The sequence below is a fragment of the Celeribacter baekdonensis genome, from assembly GCF_900102315.1.
Lineage (GTDB): Bacteria > Pseudomonadota > Alphaproteobacteria > Rhodobacterales > Rhodobacteraceae > Celeribacter > Celeribacter baekdonensis.
On sequence record NZ_FNBL01000013.1, the window covers coordinates 90,978 to 106,842 of the forward strand.

27 protein-coding genes are annotated in these 15,865 nt (G+C 56.1%); all 27 read right to left on the reverse strand.

Going from position 1 to position 15,865, the window contains the following annotated elements; all coding sequences use genetic code 11:
• Positions 1-55: 55 nt before the first annotated feature.
• The 27 genes from BLT54_RS17650 to rpmC all read right to left on the reverse strand — a co-directional run bounded on the left by BLT54_RS17650 (position 56) and on the right by rpmC (position 15,753).
• Positions 56-1,369, reverse strand: a complete 1,314-nt coding sequence (locus tag BLT54_RS17650) for a replication-associated recombination protein A (protein ID WP_074646519.1) — start codon at positions 1,367-1,369, stop codon at positions 56-58.
• Positions 1,370-1,455: 86 nt separating this feature from the next.
• Positions 1,456-2,043, reverse strand: a complete 588-nt coding sequence (locus BLT54_RS17655) for an acyl-homoserine-lactone synthase (protein WP_074646520.1) — start codon at positions 2,041-2,043, stop codon at positions 1,456-1,458.
• 54 nt (positions 2,044-2,097) lie between these two features.
• A complete protein-coding gene (locus tag BLT54_RS17660) occupies positions 2,098-2,709 on the reverse strand; it encodes an autoinducer binding domain-containing protein (RefSeq protein ID WP_074646521.1) in 612 nt (203 codons plus the stop codon).
• 337 nt (positions 2,710-3,046) lie between these two features.
• Positions 3,047-3,475 carry a 50S ribosomal protein L17 gene (rplQ, locus tag BLT54_RS17665; RefSeq protein WP_074646522.1) on the reverse strand — a complete coding sequence of 143 codons (429 nt, stop codon included), beginning with the start codon at positions 3,473-3,475 and terminating at the stop codon, positions 3,047-3,049.
• Positions 3,476-3,612: 137 nt separating this feature from the next.
• Positions 3,613-4,629, reverse strand: a complete 1,017-nt coding sequence (locus BLT54_RS17670) for a DNA-directed RNA polymerase subunit alpha (RefSeq protein ID WP_009574034.1) — start codon at positions 4,627-4,629, stop codon at positions 3,613-3,615.
• Between the two features lie 123 nt (positions 4,630-4,752).
• On the reverse strand, positions 4,753-5,145 hold the full coding sequence (gene rpsK / locus BLT54_RS17675; RefSeq protein ID WP_009574033.1) for a 30S ribosomal protein S11: 393 nt from the start codon (positions 5,143-5,145) through the stop codon (positions 4,753-4,755).
• 15 nt (positions 5,146-5,160) lie between these two features.
• A complete protein-coding gene (gene rpsM, locus BLT54_RS17680; RefSeq protein ID WP_074646523.1) occupies positions 5,161-5,529 on the reverse strand; it encodes a 30S ribosomal protein S13 in 369 nt (122 codons plus the stop codon).
• Positions 5,530-5,754: 225 nt separating this feature from the next.
• Positions 5,755-6,396 carry an adenylate kinase gene (locus BLT54_RS17685; protein ID WP_009574031.1) on the reverse strand — a complete coding sequence of 214 codons (642 nt, stop codon included), beginning with the start codon at positions 6,394-6,396 and terminating at the stop codon, positions 5,755-5,757.
• Positions 6,393-7,751, reverse strand: coding sequence for a preprotein translocase subunit SecY (secY, locus tag BLT54_RS17690; protein ID WP_143026869.1), 1,359 nt, complete (start codon positions 7,749-7,751; stop codon positions 6,393-6,395). Before secY ends, BLT54_RS17685 begins: the two co-directional genes overlap by 4 nt.
• A 105-nt stretch (positions 7,752-7,856) precedes the next feature.
• Entirely contained in the window at positions 7,857-8,333 is a 477-nt protein-coding gene (gene rplO, locus BLT54_RS17695) for a 50S ribosomal protein L15 (RefSeq protein WP_074646524.1), read from the reverse strand.
• Positions 8,334-8,637: 304 nt separating this feature from the next.
• Positions 8,638-8,760 (reverse strand): hypothetical protein, encoded by a 123-nt coding sequence (locus tag BLT54_RS23035; protein ID WP_281241904.1) that lies wholly within the window; start codon positions 8,758-8,760, stop codon positions 8,638-8,640.
• Between the two features lie 39 nt (positions 8,761-8,799).
• Positions 8,800-9,018, reverse strand: a complete 219-nt coding sequence (locus BLT54_RS17700) for a DUF1127 domain-containing protein (protein ID WP_074646525.1) — start codon at positions 9,016-9,018, stop codon at positions 8,800-8,802.
• A gap of 185 nt (positions 9,019-9,203) precedes the next feature.
• Positions 9,204-9,344, reverse strand: a complete 141-nt coding sequence (locus BLT54_RS22655; protein ID WP_176832912.1) for a hypothetical protein — start codon at positions 9,342-9,344, stop codon at positions 9,204-9,206.
• 160 nt (positions 9,345-9,504) lie between these two features.
• Entirely contained in the window at positions 9,505-10,269 is a 765-nt protein-coding gene (locus tag BLT54_RS17705; RefSeq protein ID WP_074646526.1) for an anti-sigma factor family protein, read from the reverse strand.
• Positions 10,266-10,772, reverse strand: a complete 507-nt coding sequence (locus tag BLT54_RS17710) for an RNA polymerase sigma factor (protein ID WP_074646527.1) — start codon at positions 10,770-10,772, stop codon at positions 10,266-10,268. Before BLT54_RS17710 ends, BLT54_RS17705 begins: the two co-directional genes overlap by 4 nt.
• 81 nt (positions 10,773-10,853) lie before the next feature.
• Positions 10,854-11,231: a COG4315 family predicted lipoprotein gene (locus BLT54_RS17715; RefSeq protein ID WP_074646528.1), complete on the reverse strand. Its 378-nt coding sequence runs from the start codon at positions 11,229-11,231 to the stop codon at positions 10,854-10,856.
• Positions 11,232-11,389: 158 nt separating this feature from the next.
• Entirely contained in the window at positions 11,390-11,581 is a 192-nt protein-coding gene (gene rpmD, locus BLT54_RS17720) for a 50S ribosomal protein L30 (protein WP_009574024.1), read from the reverse strand.
• Between the two features lie 11 nt (positions 11,582-11,592).
• Positions 11,593-12,168 (reverse strand): 30S ribosomal protein S5, encoded by a 576-nt coding sequence (rpsE, locus tag BLT54_RS17725; protein ID WP_009574023.1) that lies wholly within the window; start codon positions 12,166-12,168, stop codon positions 11,593-11,595.
• A 175-nt stretch (positions 12,169-12,343) separates the two neighbouring features.
• The gene (rplR, locus tag BLT54_RS17730; RefSeq protein WP_074646529.1) at positions 12,344-12,703 is read right to left on the reverse strand and encodes a 50S ribosomal protein L18; all 360 of its coding nucleotides are present in this window, start codon (positions 12,701-12,703) and stop codon (positions 12,344-12,346) included.
• An 11-nt stretch (positions 12,704-12,714) separates the two neighbouring features.
• Positions 12,715-13,248, reverse strand: coding sequence for a 50S ribosomal protein L6 (gene rplF / locus BLT54_RS17735; RefSeq protein ID WP_009574021.1), 534 nt, complete (start codon positions 13,246-13,248; stop codon positions 12,715-12,717).
• 12 nt (positions 13,249-13,260) lie between these two features.
• On the reverse strand, positions 13,261-13,653 hold the full coding sequence (gene rpsH, locus BLT54_RS17740; RefSeq protein WP_009574020.1) for a 30S ribosomal protein S8: 393 nt from the start codon (positions 13,651-13,653) through the stop codon (positions 13,261-13,263).
• Positions 13,654-13,668: 15 nt separating this feature from the next.
• On the reverse strand, positions 13,669-13,974 hold the full coding sequence (gene rpsN, locus BLT54_RS17745) for a 30S ribosomal protein S14 (RefSeq protein WP_009574019.1): 306 nt from the start codon (positions 13,972-13,974) through the stop codon (positions 13,669-13,671).
• Between the two features lie 21 nt (positions 13,975-13,995).
• Positions 13,996-14,559: a 50S ribosomal protein L5 gene (gene rplE, locus BLT54_RS17750; protein ID WP_074646530.1), complete on the reverse strand. Its 564-nt coding sequence runs from the start codon at positions 14,557-14,559 to the stop codon at positions 13,996-13,998.
• Entirely contained in the window at positions 14,559-14,864 is a 306-nt protein-coding gene (rplX, locus tag BLT54_RS17755) for a 50S ribosomal protein L24 (RefSeq protein ID WP_009574017.1), read from the reverse strand. The genes rplE and rplX overlap by 1 nt, the downstream gene beginning before the upstream one ends.
• Entirely contained in the window at positions 14,864-15,232 is a 369-nt protein-coding gene (gene rplN / locus BLT54_RS17760; RefSeq protein WP_009574016.1) for a 50S ribosomal protein L14, read from the reverse strand. The genes rplX and rplN overlap by 1 nt, the downstream gene beginning before the upstream one ends.
• A gap of 63 nt (positions 15,233-15,295) precedes the next feature.
• Positions 15,296-15,541 carry a 30S ribosomal protein S17 gene (gene rpsQ, locus BLT54_RS17765; protein WP_009574015.1) on the reverse strand — a complete coding sequence of 82 codons (246 nt, stop codon included), beginning with the start codon at positions 15,539-15,541 and terminating at the stop codon, positions 15,296-15,298.
• Between the two features lie 14 nt (positions 15,542-15,555).
• Positions 15,556-15,753: a 50S ribosomal protein L29 gene (rpmC, locus tag BLT54_RS17770; RefSeq protein ID WP_009574014.1), complete on the reverse strand. Its 198-nt coding sequence runs from the start codon at positions 15,751-15,753 to the stop codon at positions 15,556-15,558.
• Positions 15,754-15,865: the final 112 nt, after the last annotated feature.

A 15,865-nucleotide genomic window follows, 5' to 3' on the forward strand; every position in this document is an offset into this window, starting at 1 on the left:
TCTGCGGGCCTTTCTGCTTGGCGCTTCCTGTGATGCGCCGGGAGCAATGTCAACGTCAACCGTTGCGTTTGTCACGCAGCTTATCGAAATAGGCCACTCTCTTGGCCAAATCCCGTTCAAACCCGCGCTCAACCGGTTTGTAAAACTGAGTGCGCGGGAGTGTGTCGGGGAAAAAGTTCTGCCCGGAAAATCCGTCCTCGGCATCATGATCATAGGCATAGTTTTCACCATATCCCTGCTCCGCCATCAGTTTGGTCGGCGCGTTGAGAATATGTTTGGGCGGCGGTTCAGACCCGGTTTTGCGCGCCGCATCGCGCGCCGCTTTAAAGGCCGTGTAGACCGCATTCGATTTCGGCGCGAGCGCCAGATAGACCACCGCCTGCGCCAGTGCCAATTCGCCCTCGGGCGAGCCCAGACGTTCGTAAACTTCCCAGGCATGAAGGCACATCGCCTGCGCCTGTGGGTCGGCCAATTGGATGTCCTCAATTGCCATCCGGGTCAGCCGCCGCGCCAGATAGCGTGGGTCTTCGCCGCCCTCCAACATCCGCGAAAACCAATAGAGCGCCGCATCGGGATCAGAGCCGCGCACCGATTTGTGCAGCGCTGAAATCAGGTTGTAATGCTCGTCGCCGGATTTATCGTATTTTGCGGCACGGCGCATTAAGCGCTTGCCCAACTGTTCGGGATCGAGAGGCGTTTCGACCTTCCACGCGGCGATCTGTTCGATCAGGTTCAAAAGGGTGCGCCCATCGCCATCCGCCATTTCAAACAACGTGTCGCGCGCGCGGGGATTCAGTGGCAAAGGCTTGCCAAACTCGCGCTCGGCGCGTTCGGCCAAAAGCGCAAGATCGGCCAAAGACAGCCGCGTCAACACCATCACTTGCGAGCGTGACAGCACAGCAGCGTTCAGTTCAAACGAGGGGTTCTCCGTGGTTGCGCCGACCAAAAGAATGGTGCCGTCTTCCATGTAGGGCAGGAAACTGTCCTGTTGCGCTTTGTTGAACCGATGAATCTCGTCAACAAACAGCAAGGTGCCCTGGCCGTTTTGCCGCCGTATTTTCGCCGCCTCAAACACTTTGCGCAGGTCCGGCACGCCGGTGAAAATCGCAGAAATCTGCACGAAATGCAGATCGGTTTCGGCCGCCAATAACCGTGCGATGGTGGTTTTGCCCACGCCCGGCGGCCCCCAGAAAATGATCGAAGACAGGGAGCCGGACGCCAACATCACGCCCAACGGGGAGTCAGGCCCCAAAACCTGTTCCTGACCAATCACCTCGCCCAAAGTTTGTGGGCGCAAACGATCGGCCAGCGGGCGCGGCCCGGCGGCGTGTGAGGTCGATGGTTCTGTGGATGCAAAAAGGTCAGACATAGGCGGACGTTACGCCGCTTATGGCCAATGGAAAAGGGGTATCGGGGCCGAAATGGCGCGTTTCGGCCCCGGTCCAAAGCACATGGTTAGTGAAGTTTGTTGCTAAGGTTGATGCGCATACATGCGTTGCGCGCGCCGCCGATGTCCATCACCGGCCCCACGACATCAATGTCGAGACCGACACGACGCCCCCAGCGATTGCCATTTTCAGGGATAAGGCACAAAACCGACGTGGCTCCCAAGGCCCGTGCGGAATTGGTCATTTCCCCAATCAGGCTCATCTGGACCCGCATCCGTTGTTTCGCAGGTACGCGGGGCGACACGAAAATCCGGCTCGATTCCCAAACATGCGGCGCAACGGGTGCCTCATCAAACAACAGATTGCTTGGGATGCTGTCCAAAAGTCCCCGCTGAGCATCGCGGATCATATAGGAATAAATGCCACATTTTGTGGTTGTCGGGGTCAAGCGGATACCGGCCAACACATCTCCGAACTCGTGAACCGCGATCCAACGGGATGCGGGCGTGTCGTATTGGTCATATTCCATGCCATCGGCCTGCGGCAAATCCCACTTCGCATGTTGAATGAAGGTTTCATGTCTGGCGCGAAGCATGTTGGCGAAAAGATCGCCGTGGTTGTGCAGATTGGCAAAAGAAAGTGTGGTCGTTTGCATGGTACGTCTCCGGTGTTGGTTGATTTCTTCAACGCAACGCGAGAGCGAGCACCGTCACAACAGCTTGATCTCCTTGGCTTTTTGAATGGCCTCTGAGGTTGTCCGGGCCATAAGACGTTCCCGGGCAGAGACAAGACGCGCCTTAAGCGCGCTCTCCGAAATCCCGAGCTTGGCCGCGGCTGCTGCATGACGATCACCGCCCGCGATGCACCGGAGGGCCTGAATTTGAGCCTGTGTCAGATCTGTTTGGGGTTCCGAGATTTCATGAAGCGTACGCGAAATGGTGGCGATTTTCGTGATCTCTTGATCCGTAAATTCGCGATCTGCGCGGGCACACCCGATGATGGTTCTCGACTGAACCGGTCCACAGGACACGGCGATACCATAGTTCAGGCCGAATTCAGCGGCCTGCCTCCAAAGATTAAATGGATCGGGGAGTTCTATTTCGCTCCACCTTGTTTGCCCTTCGCAGCTCAACCCCCAAGCAATCATCGGATCTCTCAACGCATAGGCGTTCGCCGTGTAATGTTCGAGCCATTTCGGATCATATGTGGCCTCCGCAACAAGCGGCGACGCAAACCGAATATGTAACCCGACCGAATATCCGGCCGGAGATGCAGCCCGAAGCTGAGCGAACAAGCGTGTGAGTTCCGTTGTGTCAGACATTGATAAAATTCATTCTTTTACGAAAGGGAGTGACAACCCTAAGGCGACCACCTGAACAAGGACTAAACCAAAGAGTATCGTTTGAAAAGCCTCTTTGGGTGCCGTTATGAACGTGCCGTGATGAATAGCGCCTTTTCGCATGATTTCTGATCAAATGATCTGTTTTCTTTTGACAAACACCGTGCGGCACCCGACCCAAAATGCCTCTGTTCGTCCAGTATTGGGGCAAAAGCCCAAGGCGAAAAGACAAGAATACTGACAAAATGCATCAAATTTACACATTCAAACAAAAAAGCCCCGCACGAGGCGGGGCTTTTTAGAATCGGATCGAGAAGACTTAATCTTCTTCGGCCATTGCGGCGTCTTCGGCCTCAAGGCGCGCACGGTCGGCAGCACCTTTGGCAGACGGATCGCGGTCAACCAGTTCAATGATGGCCATCGGAGCCATGTCACCGTAACGGAAGCCAGCTTTCAAAACGCGGGTGTAACCACCGTTGCGTTCTGCATAGCGCGGACCAAGGATTTCAAAGAGTTTCGCAACATCTTTGTCCTGTTTCAACTGAGCAGCCGCCTGACGACGGGCGTGAAGATCGCCACGTTTGCCGAGCGTGATCAGCTTGTCCATGATGCGCTTAAGCTCTTTGGCTTTCGGCAAGGTGGTTTTGATTTGTTCGTGCTCAATGAGCGAGCCGGACATGTTGGAGAACATCGCTTTGCGGTGTTCGTGGGTCCGGTTCAGGCGGCGGTAGCCTCTAGCGTGACGCATGTGTCTCTCCTATAGCGTGTTTTGCTTTGTCTGACCGGCGATGCGTGTCACCGGCTCTCCTTGGGGCATGTGCCCATATAGTCCCCGGCAATTCCGGGCATTGTCGAGGGAGGAGGCCTAAGCCTCCCCCAAATTGCTTAGAACTGGTCTTCGAATTTCTTCGCCAGGTCTTCGATGTTCTCAGGCGGCCATTCTTCGACATCCATACCGAGGTGCAAGCCCATGCCAGACAGAACCTCTTTGATCTCGTTGAGCGACTTGCGACCGAAGTTCGGGGTGCGCAGCATCTCGGCTTCGGTTTTCTGAATCAGATCGCCGATGTAAACGATGTTGTCGTTTTTCAGGCAATTTGCCGAACGGACAGACAGTTCCAGCTCGTCCACTTTCTTCAACAAAAGCGGGTTGAACTCAAGGCCATCGTCTTCTTCCTGACGACCAGCCGATTCCGGCTCGTCAAAGTTCACAAAGATGCCCAATTGATCCTGAAGGATACGCGCCGCGAATGCGACTGCATCTTCCGGGGTTAAAGAGCCGTCGGTTTCGATTTTCATCGTCAGTTTGTCATAGTCGAGCACCTGACCTTCGCGGGTCGGCTGCACGTCGTAAGACACTTTTTTGACCGGCGAGAAGATCGCATCAATCGGGATCAAACCGATCGGCGCATCTTCGGCCTTGTTTTTCTCGGCAGAGACATAGCCTTTGCCGGTGTTGACCGTCAGTTCCATGAACAAATCAGCGCCGTCATCGAGGTGACAGATCACGTGATCTTTGTTCAAAACTTCGATGCCAGCAGATTCGGAAATATCACCGCCGGTGACAACCATCGGCCCTTTGGCAGCGATGGACAGGCGTTTCGGCCCTTCCACATCCATGCGCAAAGAAATGCCTTTGAGGTTGAGGATCACATCGGTGACATCTTCACGCACGCCGGCGATGGACGAAAACTCGTGCAGAACGTTGTCGATCTGAACGGAGGTGATGGCCGCGCCCTGAAGCGACGACATCAGCACGCGACGCAATGCGTTGCCCAGTGTCAAGCCAAAGCCGCGTTCAAGCGGTTCGGCGACAACGGTGGCCTGACGTGCGGGCTCGTTGCCCGGCTTGACGTCAAGCTGTTGCGGTTTGATGAGCTCGGCCCAATTTTTGTGGATCATTGAAGTAGCCTCCATTCCTGTCCTCCCGCCCATGTCCGTAAGCGGAGAACGCCCGAGGGGTCTTTTAAACACAAAAACGGACCGCGGGCGCGAACACCCGCGATCCAAATAATATAGGCGTGATTACACGCGGCGGCGCTTCGGGGGGCGGCAGCCGTTGTGTGCAATCGGGGTCACGTCACGAATAGACGTGATGTTCAAACCAACAGCCGCAAGCGCACGCAACGCGGATTCACGACCCGAACCCGGCCCCTGAACTTCGACTTCGATGGTTTTCAGACCGTGATCCTGAGCCTTTTTCGCCGCATCTTCCGCAGCCATCTGGGCGGCGTAAGGTGTGGATTTCCGCGAGCCTTTAAAGCCCATGGTGCCAGCAGACGACCAAGCGATGGCGTTGCCCTGCACGTCGGAGATCAGGATTTTGGTGTTGTTGAAGGTCGAATTCACGTGAGCAACGCCAGCGGCGATGTTCTTGGAGACCTTTTTCTTAGCGGTACGACGGGTATCGCGTGCCATGTTCTATGCCCTCCCTTATTTCTTCTTGCCGGCGATTGCTTTTGCCGGACCTTTGCGCGTGCGCGCGTTGGTGTGGGTCCGCTGACCACGCACCGGGAGGTTGCGGCGGTGACGGAGGCCACGGTAGCAACCGAGGTCCATCAAACGCTTGATGTTCATCTGGGTCTCACGACGCAGGTCACCTTCGACGGTGTAGTTGGCGTCGACATGTTCGCGCAGGGCGAGAACTTCGGCGTCGGAGAGTTCGTTCACACGACGGGTCAGGTCGATGCCAACGGCTTCGCAGATGGCTTGAGCAGAGGTGTTGCCAATGCCAGTGATATAGGTGAGGGCGATCGGGACCCGCTTTGCAGTGGGGATGTTTACGCCGGCGATACGTGCCACGTGGTCTGTCCTTTCGTTGCGGTTCCGTAATACCGGAACCTTTTTTCACAACGTTGGCTCGCGGGTTTTAGGCCTCGCGAGCCGCAGCTGAATTCAATCTGATTGCCTCGGACTCGGTCCGGTGGCGAATCTTTGCCCCATAGGGATGGGTTGCCATAAGGGGGAATCACCGGAGCGTCAAGAGGCCCCGGTGAATTTCCAAGTCATGCCAAGGATGTGGCGCGTTTACGCCAGCGCCTTAGCAATATCCGCCGCCACTTTTTCCGGGTCCTGAAGGCCATCGACGGACTTCAGGTCACCACGGGCATAATAGTAGCCAATCAGCGGAGAGGTCTTTTTGTAATATTCCATCAGACGGGTTTTGAGGCTGTCCTCATTGTCGTCCGCACGGCGTTTCAGATCGGTCGATCCGCAGGCATCACATACACCGTCGACCTTGGTCGGCTTGGTGGTGTCATGATAGACCTCACCACAGTTGCCACAGGTGTAACGGCCGGTGATGCGATTGACGAGCGCTTGGTCATCGACGGCAATCTCGATCACAGCTTCGAGTTGGGCGCCATTGCGCGACAACAGTTCGTTGAGCGCGTCAGCCTGACCCAAAGTACGCGGGAAACCGTCAAAGATAAATCCAGCGGCATTGCCGTTGCGGATTTTCTCATCAATCAGGCCAATCACGATCTCATCGGTGACAAGTTGCCCCGCATCCATGATTGCAGCAACTTTTTGCCCCATCTCGGTCCCGGAGGTCCGCGCATCACGCAGCATATCCCCGGTCGAAAGTTGCACCATGCCCCGCTCCTCAACAAGACGGCGTGCCTGTGTGCCTTTGCCCGCGCCGGGCGGTCCAAGCAGAATTATGTTCATTTCCGTGTCGTCCCTCTTTTGCTGCGCTTCCTCCCACGCAGCTGAGATTTCTCAATCAGACCCTCATACTGGTGCGCCAGCAAGTGAGATTGAATTTGCTGAATCGTATCCATCGTCACCGATACCACGATCAACACCGAAGTGCCGCCAAAATAGAAGGGAATGGCGAATTGGCTACGCAAAATCTCTGGCAAGAGACAAACTGCCGCAAGATAGGCTGAACCAATGACGAGAATACGGGCCACAATGTAGTCCAGATGCTCCTCGGTCTTTTTGCCCGGGCGGATGCCAGGGATAAAACCGTTTTGATTCTTCAGGTTCTTAGCCACGTCTTCGGTTTTGAACGCGACGTTGGCGGTATAGAAATAGGCAAAGAACACGATCATGAGGGTGAAGAACAACAGATAGAGCGGCTGCCCCGGACCGAAATAGGCCAGAATGGTCGACATCACCGGACCAACGTCACCCTGACCGGAAAAGGTCGCGACGGTGGTCGGCAACAGCAAGAGGGAGCTTGCAAAGATCGCCGGGATCACGCCCGCCGGGTTGACTTTAATCGGCAGGTGGGAGGACTGCGCGTCATAGATTTTCATACCCTGCTGACGGCGGGGATATTGGATATGCACCTTGCGCAGCGCCCGCTCCATGAAGACCACGAAGGCGATCACACCGACAATCATGGCGATCACGATGAGGATCACCGCCGGGGACACCGCGCCGGTCCGGCCAGATTCAAAGAACTGAGCCAAGGCACGTGGGATTTCGGCGACGATGCCGACGAAGATGATCAAGGAGATGCCGTTGCCGATACCGCGCTGGGTGATTTGTTCACCGAGCCACATCAGGAACATGGTGCCGCCCACGAGGGTGATCACAACGCCCGCGCGGAAATACCAGCCCGGATCATGGGCCAGATCGCCAGCCTCAAGCGAAGCAGCCAAACCGTAGGCCTGAAACAACGCCAAAGCGACCGTGCCAAAACGGGTGTATTGGTTGATTTTCTTGCGCCCCGCCTCGCCCTCTTTTTTGAGGTTCTCAAGCGCGGGGACCATGGAGGTCATCAGCTGAACGATGATCGACGCAGAGATGTAAGGCATGATACCGAGGGCGAAAATACCCATCCGGCCCAATGCACCGCCGGTGAACATCGACAGGATGCCGCCGATACCGGATGCCGCCTGATCCATAAAGCTCTTAAGCGCGCCACCGTCGATCCCAGGCACCGGAATATAGGTGCCCAGACGGTACACGATCAAAAGACCGAGGGTGAAAAAGATACGCTGGCGAAGCTCTTTGGCTTTCCCGAGGGTGCCCCAGTCGAGGTTCGCTGCCATTTGTTCTGCTGCGGATGCCATTAATGGTCTCTCTCTTCACGAACAGCGCCGCCCGACCGGTCTTCCGGGGGCGGCGCTTGGAAAACTTAAGGATGACTTAAGGGTCCAGGCCCTCTGTCACAAGCCTTATTCGGCTGCCGCGTCGGCCTTTGCAGTCACAGTCAGCGAACCGCCTGCTTTTTCCACAGCTTCGATCGCAGATTTCGATGCGCCGGTCACAGTGATCGACAGTTTCGAGGTGACTTCACCTTTCGCCAAAACGCGGATGCCGTCGAGTTTGCGGCGGATCAGCCCGGAGGACACCAAAGTGTCTTCGGTGACGTTTGCAGCGTCGAGTTTACCCGCTTCGATGAATTTTTCGATCAGGCCGAGGTTCACAACAGCGAACTCTTTGCGGTTCGGCTTGTTAAAGCCGCGCTTCGGCAGACGTTGGTACAAAGGCATCTGGCCGCCTTCGTATCCTTTGATCGCCACACCCGAACGGGATTTCTGACCTTTGATGCCACGGCCACCCATTTTACCGGTGCCGGAACCCGGACCACGACCAACGCGTTTCCGAGCTTTGGTGGCGCCTGCGTTGTCACGCAATTCATGCAATTTCATGTCGCTTCTCCTTGCCGGATGTGCCCTCCAGCGACGGAGTGGGCAACCACGGCTTACAAATGTTGATTCTTATGAACGGTCTCGTCCACCGGGCGCGTATAGAGGGGTTGTGCGCGTAGATCAAGCCACACCCTCTTATACTTTAGAATGAGTGCTCAGATAGGCCAAGCGCCGCATGGTCGTCTCCCCAGCCGCGTGATCACATACCGGCCAAGGTCGTTTGGGGCACCGCCAATACGATAAAACCAAAAACACCCCGCAGTGTCCTGCAGGGTGTTTGATCTGTCCAGTCTCGTTGAGGGGCTCAGTCGCGGGTTTCGCGCAGGTATTCGGTCCAACTTGGGGCCGCGCCTGTGTGCCAAACGGCTTTGAGCGCGCGCATCACTGCGCCAAAGGGCTGGGCAGGAAAGGGAGCTACAAGTTGCATCGTTTCGTCCTTCTCAATGAGACCTAAATCTGGGCGCTGTTAAACGCGGGCGGCGGTGTCGCGAGCGATGTCGCGGATGTCGCTGCGGCCCAAGCCGATGTCGTTCAACTCATGATCCGACAGGGCGTCGAGCTGATTGAAGGTCTGGGTGTAAGCGCGCTGGCGAGCAAAGGACAAACGGATGTTGTCAAAGATTTCGCCAAGAAAGCGGGAGAAGCCGAAGCCGGCGGAGCGGGTGGAGTGAGCGGTATGTGCCATTGTTCTAATCCTAAAAATGCGGAGCCGTACGCTCCGTGCTGTTTGTGTCTCTTTGGGAGCACGACTGATGTAGGGGGGATCGGGAGATTTGACATCCCCCTGTTTCGGTCTGGCGGCTATGCATAAAATGCATGCAGTTTTAAAACCGTTACTTATTTATGCATTTTTGTATAAATAATACGCACTTATTCCCGCGTTTGGCGCATATGATCGGTCCAATGCGGCGGTGGCCCCGCCTCCCAAGAGGATTTCACCCGGTCAATCAACGCGAAAAGTGGGGACTGGGCACGCAATCCGGCCCTGAGTTTTGGCAGTGTGAAAGGCATGGATCACCTCATTGAGCATTGCACAGTCTCTTGGCAAGACTTGCCTTGCACCGATTGCCCGCCACATTGTGCCTGTCGCCTTAACAAAGATAAAAAGGAATCAGGCCAAAACGCGGCGTTGAGGGTCAATTTTCTTTAAATTGGCGTCGCCATCATGGCTTTAGATCACATCGCCATGGACCCGCTTGGCCAGATGCTCCATCTCGGCCCGCGACGCCGCGCCGACCAAAACATAATGCCAATGTGGGTCCTGCCATGACACGGCGGTCAGCCCATCATGAGTGTTGAATTTAAGGGAAGAGACCGCCATTTGCGCCGTCGGCGTGAGGTAAAGCGTGACCCGTTGTCCGGCCTCGGTTTCATACATGAACTGCGCGGCGGCCCCGTGCGGCGCTGGCAAGAGCCGCCCCCCCACAAGAGAAAACCCCTCCTGCGTCAGCGTCGGGATGCGCACTTCGGCTCCAAGCCGCTTGGTCAGCCATGTTTTGAGATGATCGCGCTCATCGCCCGAAACATCCACCGGATGCAGCACTTCCGCTGTGTAGAGCATATGTGCGGCTGAGGCGGAGGCCAAAAGTTGGCCCTCTGATACACCACCCTGTCCGGCAGAGCGCGCCAACCCACCCCAATAGCCCAGACCCAATCCGATCCCGAGCAAAGCCACGGCGGCCACGGCCCGTAGCGGCCAAGTACTGCGCGGGCTGATGTCCGGGCTGATGTCCGGCATCATCTTGGCAAAATACGTCGCCTGTGGGCTTGGTACGGCCATATTCAGCGCCTTGTTGAGCGCCATGACCTCGGCCACACGTGCGGCAAGCGCCGGATTGGCCTCCATGCGCGCCTCAAATGCCCGCATCTCATCTTGCGTCATCTCCCCATCGGCATAGCGATGAAGGGTCGGATCAAAATCCTCCGCATGGGTCATGTCACGCTCCTGAGTTGAACGGGCTGTGGATCTTGCTTAAGACGATGGCGGGCGCGGGCAATGCGCGACATCACGGTGCCAATCGGCACTCCCAGGGCCTCGGCTGTCTCCGCATAGCTCAAACCGCCTACGGTGACGAGCAGCAAAGCGTGGCGTTGCTCTTCGGGCAATTGCGCGACACGCGCAAGAGTGCGTTTGGCATCGAGGCGCGCATCCATATGGGTCTCTGACACCGGCAAATCGGGGGTGTCCCCGGCCTCATCATAGGCAAGGTGAAGGTGGGCGCGTTCGCGGTGTAGCCCATTGCGAAACACATTGAGTGCGATTTTGGCCAGCCATGGCCGCAAGGGCCGATCTGCCGACCAAAGATGGCGTTTGTTCAGCGCCCGTTCGACGCAATCCTGAACCAGATCATCCGCGCGCGCATGGTCGCGGGTCAGCGCAAACGCATAGCGCCAGATCGCTGGGAGTGCCGCTTCGAGTTCTGCTTTGAACTTGGCCATGAGTGCCTCTTGAAAGCGGCGGGGGACAGCTCCCCCGCCTGACGCATGATCCGGGTGGATCAAACCTGTGTCGGAGGGCGGTTACGGCCGGGCAGTGTGCCAAACGCCTTTGACGCCATCCCCGGTCATGTCACCCGGCTGCATGTCTTTGACCCAAAGATAGAGCGGCTGATCTTTGTAGGCGACTTGTTTCACACCGTCTTTGCGGGTGATCAGACTGTAGCCTTTCGGAAGATCGGCCTCGGACTCTGCGGTGAGTGCGGGCCAGTTTTCGATACAGCCTTCATAGCAGTTTGAGACGCCTTTTTCATCTTTGTCGAAGGTGTAAAGCGTCATCTTTTGGGCGTCCATCAACAGAGATTCGCCATTCAGTTCCCCGATCAAAACCGGGCTTTCTGCGAACGCGGGGGCGGCAAGGGTGGCGAGGGTAAGGGCGGTTGCGGTGAGGATCTTCATCATCTTCTGTCTCCCTGACATGAGGTCTGACCATGTGCAGACATGGGAGATACAGGGGCAGAGAGCGTTTTATTCCCGGCCCGATGGTTTTTTTAGAAGAAAATGCAAAAAGCCCCGCAATTTCCTGCGGGGCTTTTCAAAATCAAGCTCGAAAGCGTCGATTAATTGTCGCGCTCTTCGATGATTTCAACGAGGTGCGGGATCGAACGCACCATGCCGCGCACGGAAGGGGTATCTTCCAGCTCACGGGTTTTGTGCATTTTGTTGAGACCCAAGCCGATCAGCGTTGCGCGCTGAACCTGAGGGCGACGGATCGGGGAGCCGACCTGTTTTACAACGATGGTTTTAGCCATGTGTCTACTCCTTACGCTTCTACAGCGGTTTCAGTGTCAGCAACCGGTGCATCGTCGCGACGCAGAATCTCGGCGACTTTTTTGCCACGACGCTGAGCCACGGAGCGCGGAGAAGCCTCAGATTTGAGACCGTCCAGCGTGGCGCGGATCATGTTGTACGGGTTCTGCGAACCGATCGACTTTGCGACCACGTCCTGAACACCGAGCATCTCGAACACGGCGCGCATCGGACCACCGGCGATGATACCAGTACCTTGCGGTGCGGTGCGCATCACGACTTTACCAGCGCCATGACGACCGTTGGTGTCGTGGTGCAAGGTACGGCCTTCTTTGAGCGGCACGCGGATCATTTGGCGTTTTGCTTGCTCGGTGGCTTTGCGGATGGCCTCAGGGACCTCTTTCGCTTTGCCTTTGCCGAAGCCGACGCGGCCTTTTTGGTCGCCCACAACCACGAGAGCTGCAAAGCCGAAACGCTTACCACCCTTCACAGTTTTGGAGACACGGTTGATCGCAACAAGACGATCGGCGAATTCCGGGGTTTCATCGCGGTCGCGACGGTTGTCCCGGCGGTTTTCACGTTCTGCCATTGGCATTCCTTTGAACTGGTGGCGTAGCTGACGCCGTTAATTTCAATCGCGGTGAAGGCCCCACATATGTGAGGCCGACCCGGATCATCGGGGGGACAAACCTGTCCCCCACAGACTTAGTGTTCGCGCAATTTGGTCCGAAAACCGATATCCACTTTTCGGATCGCGCTCAGTCTTAGAACTTCAGACCACCTTCACGCGCAGCGTCGGCCAGAGCCTTGACCTTGCCGTGAAACAAGAAGCCGCCACGGTCGAAGTAACACACTTCCACACCGGCTTTCTTGGCACGCTCTGCGATTGCAGCACCGACTTTGGTGGCTGCTTCGACGTTGTTCTTGCCGATGATCCCCAGATCCTTTTCCAAAGAGGAAGCGGAGGCGAGGGTCACGCCTTTGACATCGTCGATCAGCTGAGCGCTGATGTTCTTGTTCGAACGATGGATCGACAAACGAAGTTTGCCAACATTGTTCTTGCGAAGTTTGTTCCGGACGCGCAGGCGGCGCTTCAAGAACAGGTCTCTTTTGCTGTTTGCCATTTTGAGCGTCCTTACTTCTTCTTACCTTCTTTGCGGAAGATATACTCGTCTTTGTACTTGATACCTTTGCCTTTATAGGGCTCCGGTTTACGCCATTCGCGGATATTGGCTGCGACTTGGCCGACGAGCTGCGGATCAGAGCCTTCCACGGTGATCTCTGTCGGTTTCGCGGATGTGACGGTGACGCCAGCCGGAACCTCAAAGTTCACTTCGTGGGAGTAACCCAAGTTCAGTTTCAGGATGTTGCCCTGAAGCTGAGCACGGTAACCAACACCGTTGATTTCAAGTTCTTTCTTGAAACCGACAGAAACGCCAGTGACCATGTTGCCGATCACAGTGCGGGACATGCCCCACTGTTGACGCGCACGCTTGGATTTGCCCCGGGGGGTCACGGTGATGACGTTGCCTTCAATGGTGAGGGTCACGTCGTCCGTGGCGGTGAAGGAGTGAGAGCCTTTCGGGCCCTTCACTTCAATGGTCTGGCCGGACACAGAGGCGGTTACGCCGCTGGGCATTTCGACCGGTTTTTTACCAATACGAGACATCGAGAGACCTCCTTAGAAGACTGTGCAAAGCACTTCGCCGCCAACATTGTTGGCACGAGCGTTTGCATCAGACATCACACCTTTGGGGGTGGAGACAATCGACACGCCCAGGCCCTGACGGACCGATGGGATGTCTTTGACACCGAGGTACACGCGACGACCGGGTTTCGAAACCCGTTTCAATTCGCGAATAACAGGAGTGCCTTCGTAATATTTCAGGCTGATTTCGAGGGTCGGGTGACCATTCGCATCAGTGCCTTTCTCATAGCCGCGGATGTAGCCCTCGTCGAGCAGCACGTCCAAGACCCATGCCCGCAGCTTGGATGCCGGGGTGGAGACAACGGATTTGCCACGCAGTTGAGAGTTACGGATACGGGTGAGCATATCGCCGATAGGATCGTTCATATCTTATGCCCTCTCTTACCAGCTGGATTTCACGAGACCGGGGATTTGGCCAAACGAGCCAAGTTCCCGCAGCATGATCCGGGAGACCTTCAGCTTACGGTAGTAAGCGTGGGGACGACCGGTCAACTGACAACGGTTATGAAGACGGGTTGCCGAGCTGTTGCGCGGCAGATCTGCAAGTTTCAGGGAGGCGCGGAAACGCTCTTCCATCGGCTTGTCTTGATCGTAAATGACCTCTTTGAGAGCAGCGCGTTTGGAAGCGTATTTTGCCACCAATTTCTCACGCTTGCGCTCACGGGCGATCATGGATTTCTTAGCCATGTTCTCTAACTCCTCGCGCGATCAGCTGTTGAAGGGCATGTTGAACGCTTTCAACAGGCTCTTGGCTTCAGCATCGGTTTTCGCCGTGGTGGCGATGACAATGTCCAGACCCCAGACTTCATCGACTTTGTCGAAGTTGATCTCGGGGAACACGATGTGCTCTTTCATGCCCATGGCATAGTTGCCACGGCCATCAAAAGATTTACCCGGCACGCCGCGGAAGTCGCGGATACGGGGCATTGCGATCGTGATCAGACGGTCGAGGAATTCGTACATACGGTCGCCACGAAGAGTAACCTTCGCACCAAGCGGCATGTCTTCACGAACGCGGAAACCAGCGATGGATTTCTTGGCTTTCGTGATGAGGGCCTTTTGACCGGCGATGGCAGTGAGATCTTCCTGAGCCGATTTGGCTTTTTTGGAATCACGCACAGCTTCAGCACCGCAACCGATGTTGAGAACGATTTTATCGAGGCGCGGGATCTGCATGTCGTTTTTGTAGCCGAACTCTTCTTTGAGCGTGGCACGAATGCTGTCCTTGTAAATCGCCTTCAGACGCGGGGTGTAATTTGCTGTATCAAGCATCAGATCACGTCTCCCGTGGTCTTGGCGAAGCGCACTTTTTTGTCGCCTTCGATTTTGAAACCGACGCGGGTGGCTTTGCCGTTGGCATCCAAAAGCGCCAGGTTGGACAGGTCGACCGGCACTGCGATCGGCTTGCGGCCGCCCTGATCGCCCTGAGAGGCGCGGGTGTGACGGATGGCGATGTTCACGCCTTCCACGATGGCTTTGCCTTTGGACGGCAGCACAGTGGTGATTTCACCCTTTTTGCCTTTGTCCTTGCCAGCCAAAACGATAACTTTATCGCCTTTTTTCAACTTAGCAGCCATTAGAGCACCTCCGGAGCGAGCGAGATGATCTTCATGAAGTTTTTCGCACGAAGCTCACGCACAACTGGGCCAAAGATACGGGTACCGACCGGCTCGTTGTTGTTGTTGAGGATCACGGCAGCATTGCGATCAAAACGGATCGCTGTGCCATCTTCGCGACGGACTTCTTTGGCGGTGCGAACGACGACGGCCTTGCGGACGTCCCCTTTTTTCACACGGCCGCGCGGAATGGCTTCTTTCACCGATACAACGATGATGTCACCCACGGACGCGTAACGACGGTGCGAACCGCCGAGGACCTTGATGCACTGAACTCGGCGAGCGCCTGAGTTATCAGCTACATCCAGATTGGTCTGCATCTGGATCATATGGTTTCTCCCGACCTATGGGGGAGGTCTGCAGCGACCTGTTCCCCCAGGGTTTCGATTAAATTAGGACGCTGCCGTCTCAGTGACGATAACTTCCCAACGCTTGGTCTTCGACTTCGGTGCACATTCCTGAATGCGGACTGTTTCACCAACGTTGAATTGGTTGTTCTCATCGTGAGCCCGGTATTTTTTGGACTTACGAATGGTCTTTTTCAGAACCGGGTGTTTGAAGCGACGCTCCACGGACACGGTCACGGTCTGTTCGTTCTGGTTCGAGGTGACAACACCTGTCAGAATACGTTTGGGCATAGGTCAGTCTCCTCTTACTCAGCCGAAGCTGCTTTTTCGTTCAGAATGGTTTTCACAAGAGCGGCCGAACGGCGCGCTTTGCGAATCTGAGCGGTGTTTTCGAGCTGACCCGTGGCCTGCTGAAAGCGCAGGTTGAAGGATTCTTTTTTAAGATTGGCAAGCTCGGTCTTGAGCTCGTCCGGCGTCTTAGCGCGGAGTTCCTGGGCGTTCATAGCCTTATCCTTTGTCTTACATCAGAGAGCGCCACGTTCGTTATGTGGGTGACCCTGAGCCTGATGGGCGAATGTCAAAACACACGAATCCCGAGGACCGGGCACGTGCGAT

Bases quoted from the DNA above. Each gene is read 5' to 3' on its own strand.
- BLT54_RS17650 (WP_074646519.1), bottom strand. From the start codon at position 1,369: ATGTCTGACCTTTTTGCATCCACAGAACCATCGACCTCACACGCCGCC.
- BLT54_RS17655 (WP_074646520.1), bottom strand. From the start codon at position 2,043: ATGCAAACGACCACACTTTCTTTTGCCAATCTGCACAACCACGGCGAT.
- BLT54_RS17660 (WP_074646521.1), bottom strand. From the start codon at position 2,709: ATGTCTGACACAACGGAACTCACACGCTTGTTCGCTCAGCTTCGGGCT.
- rplQ (WP_074646522.1), bottom strand. From the start codon at position 3,475: ATGCGTCACGCTAGAGGCTACCGCCGCCTGAACCGGACCCACGAACAC.
- BLT54_RS17670 (WP_009574034.1), bottom strand. From the start codon at position 4,629: ATGATCCACAAAAATTGGGCCGAGCTCATCAAACCGCAACAGCTTGAC.
- rpsK (WP_009574033.1), bottom strand. From the start codon at position 5,145: ATGGCACGCGATACCCGTCGTACCGCTAAGAAAAAGGTCTCCAAGAAC.
- BLT54_RS17685 (WP_009574031.1), bottom strand. From the start codon at position 6,396: ATGAACATAATTCTGCTTGGACCGCCCGGCGCGGGCAAAGGCACACAG.
- secY (WP_143026869.1), bottom strand. From the start codon at position 7,751: ATGGCATCCGCAGCAGAACAAATGGCAGCGAACCTCGACTGGGGCACC.
- rplO (WP_074646524.1), bottom strand. From the start codon at position 8,333: ATGAAATTGCATGAATTGCGTGACAACGCAGGCGCCACCAAAGCTCGG.
- BLT54_RS23035 (WP_281241904.1), bottom strand. From the start codon at position 8,760: ATGCAACTTGTAGCTCCCTTTCCTGCCCAGCCCTTTGGCGCAGTGATG.
- BLT54_RS17700 (WP_074646525.1), bottom strand. From the start codon at position 9,018: ATGGCACATACCGCTCACTCCACCCGCTCCGCCGGCTTCGGCTTCTCC.
- BLT54_RS22655 (WP_176832912.1), bottom strand. From the start codon at position 9,344: ATGCCTTTCACACTGCCAAAACTCAGGGCCGGATTGCGTGCCCAGTCC.
- BLT54_RS17705 (WP_074646526.1), bottom strand. From the start codon at position 10,269: ATGACCCATGCGGAGGATTTTGATCCGACCCTTCATCGCTATGCCGAT.
- BLT54_RS17710 (WP_074646527.1), bottom strand. From the start codon at position 10,772: ATGGCCAAGTTCAAAGCAGAACTCGAAGCGGCACTCCCAGCGATCTGG.
- BLT54_RS17715 (WP_074646528.1), bottom strand. From the start codon at position 11,231: ATGATGAAGATCCTCACCGCAACCGCCCTTACCCTCGCCACCCTTGCC.
- rpmD (WP_009574024.1), bottom strand. From the start codon at position 11,581: ATGGCTAAAACCATCGTTGTAAAACAGGTCGGCTCCCCGATCCGTCGC.
- rpsE (WP_009574023.1), bottom strand. From the start codon at position 12,168: ATGGCAGAACGTGAAAACCGCCGGGACAACCGTCGCGACCGCGATGAA.
- rplR (WP_074646529.1), bottom strand. From the start codon at position 12,703: ATGGCAAACAGCAAAAGAGACCTGTTCTTGAAGCGCCGCCTGCGCGTC.
- rplF (WP_009574021.1), bottom strand. From the start codon at position 13,248: ATGTCTCGTATTGGTAAAAAACCGGTCGAAATGCCCAGCGGCGTAACC.
- rpsH (WP_009574020.1), bottom strand. From the start codon at position 13,653: ATGAACGATCCTATCGGCGATATGCTCACCCGTATCCGTAACTCTCAA.
- rpsN (WP_009574019.1), bottom strand. From the start codon at position 13,974: ATGGCTAAGAAATCCATGATCGCCCGTGAGCGCAAGCGTGAGAAATTG.
- rplE (WP_074646530.1), bottom strand. From the start codon at position 14,559: ATGCTTGATACAGCAAATTACACCCCGCGTCTGAAGGCGATTTACAAG.
- rplX (WP_009574017.1), bottom strand. From the start codon at position 14,864: ATGGCTGCTAAGTTGAAAAAAGGCGATAAAGTTATCGTTTTGGCTGGC.
- rplN (WP_009574016.1), bottom strand. From the start codon at position 15,232: ATGATCCAGATGCAGACCAATCTGGATGTAGCTGATAACTCAGGCGCT.
- rpsQ (WP_009574015.1), bottom strand. From the start codon at position 15,541: ATGCCCAAACGTATTCTGACAGGTGTTGTCACCTCGAACCAGAACGAA.
- rpmC (WP_009574014.1), bottom strand. From the start codon at position 15,753: ATGAACGCCCAGGAACTCCGCGCTAAGACGCCGGACGAGCTCAAGACC.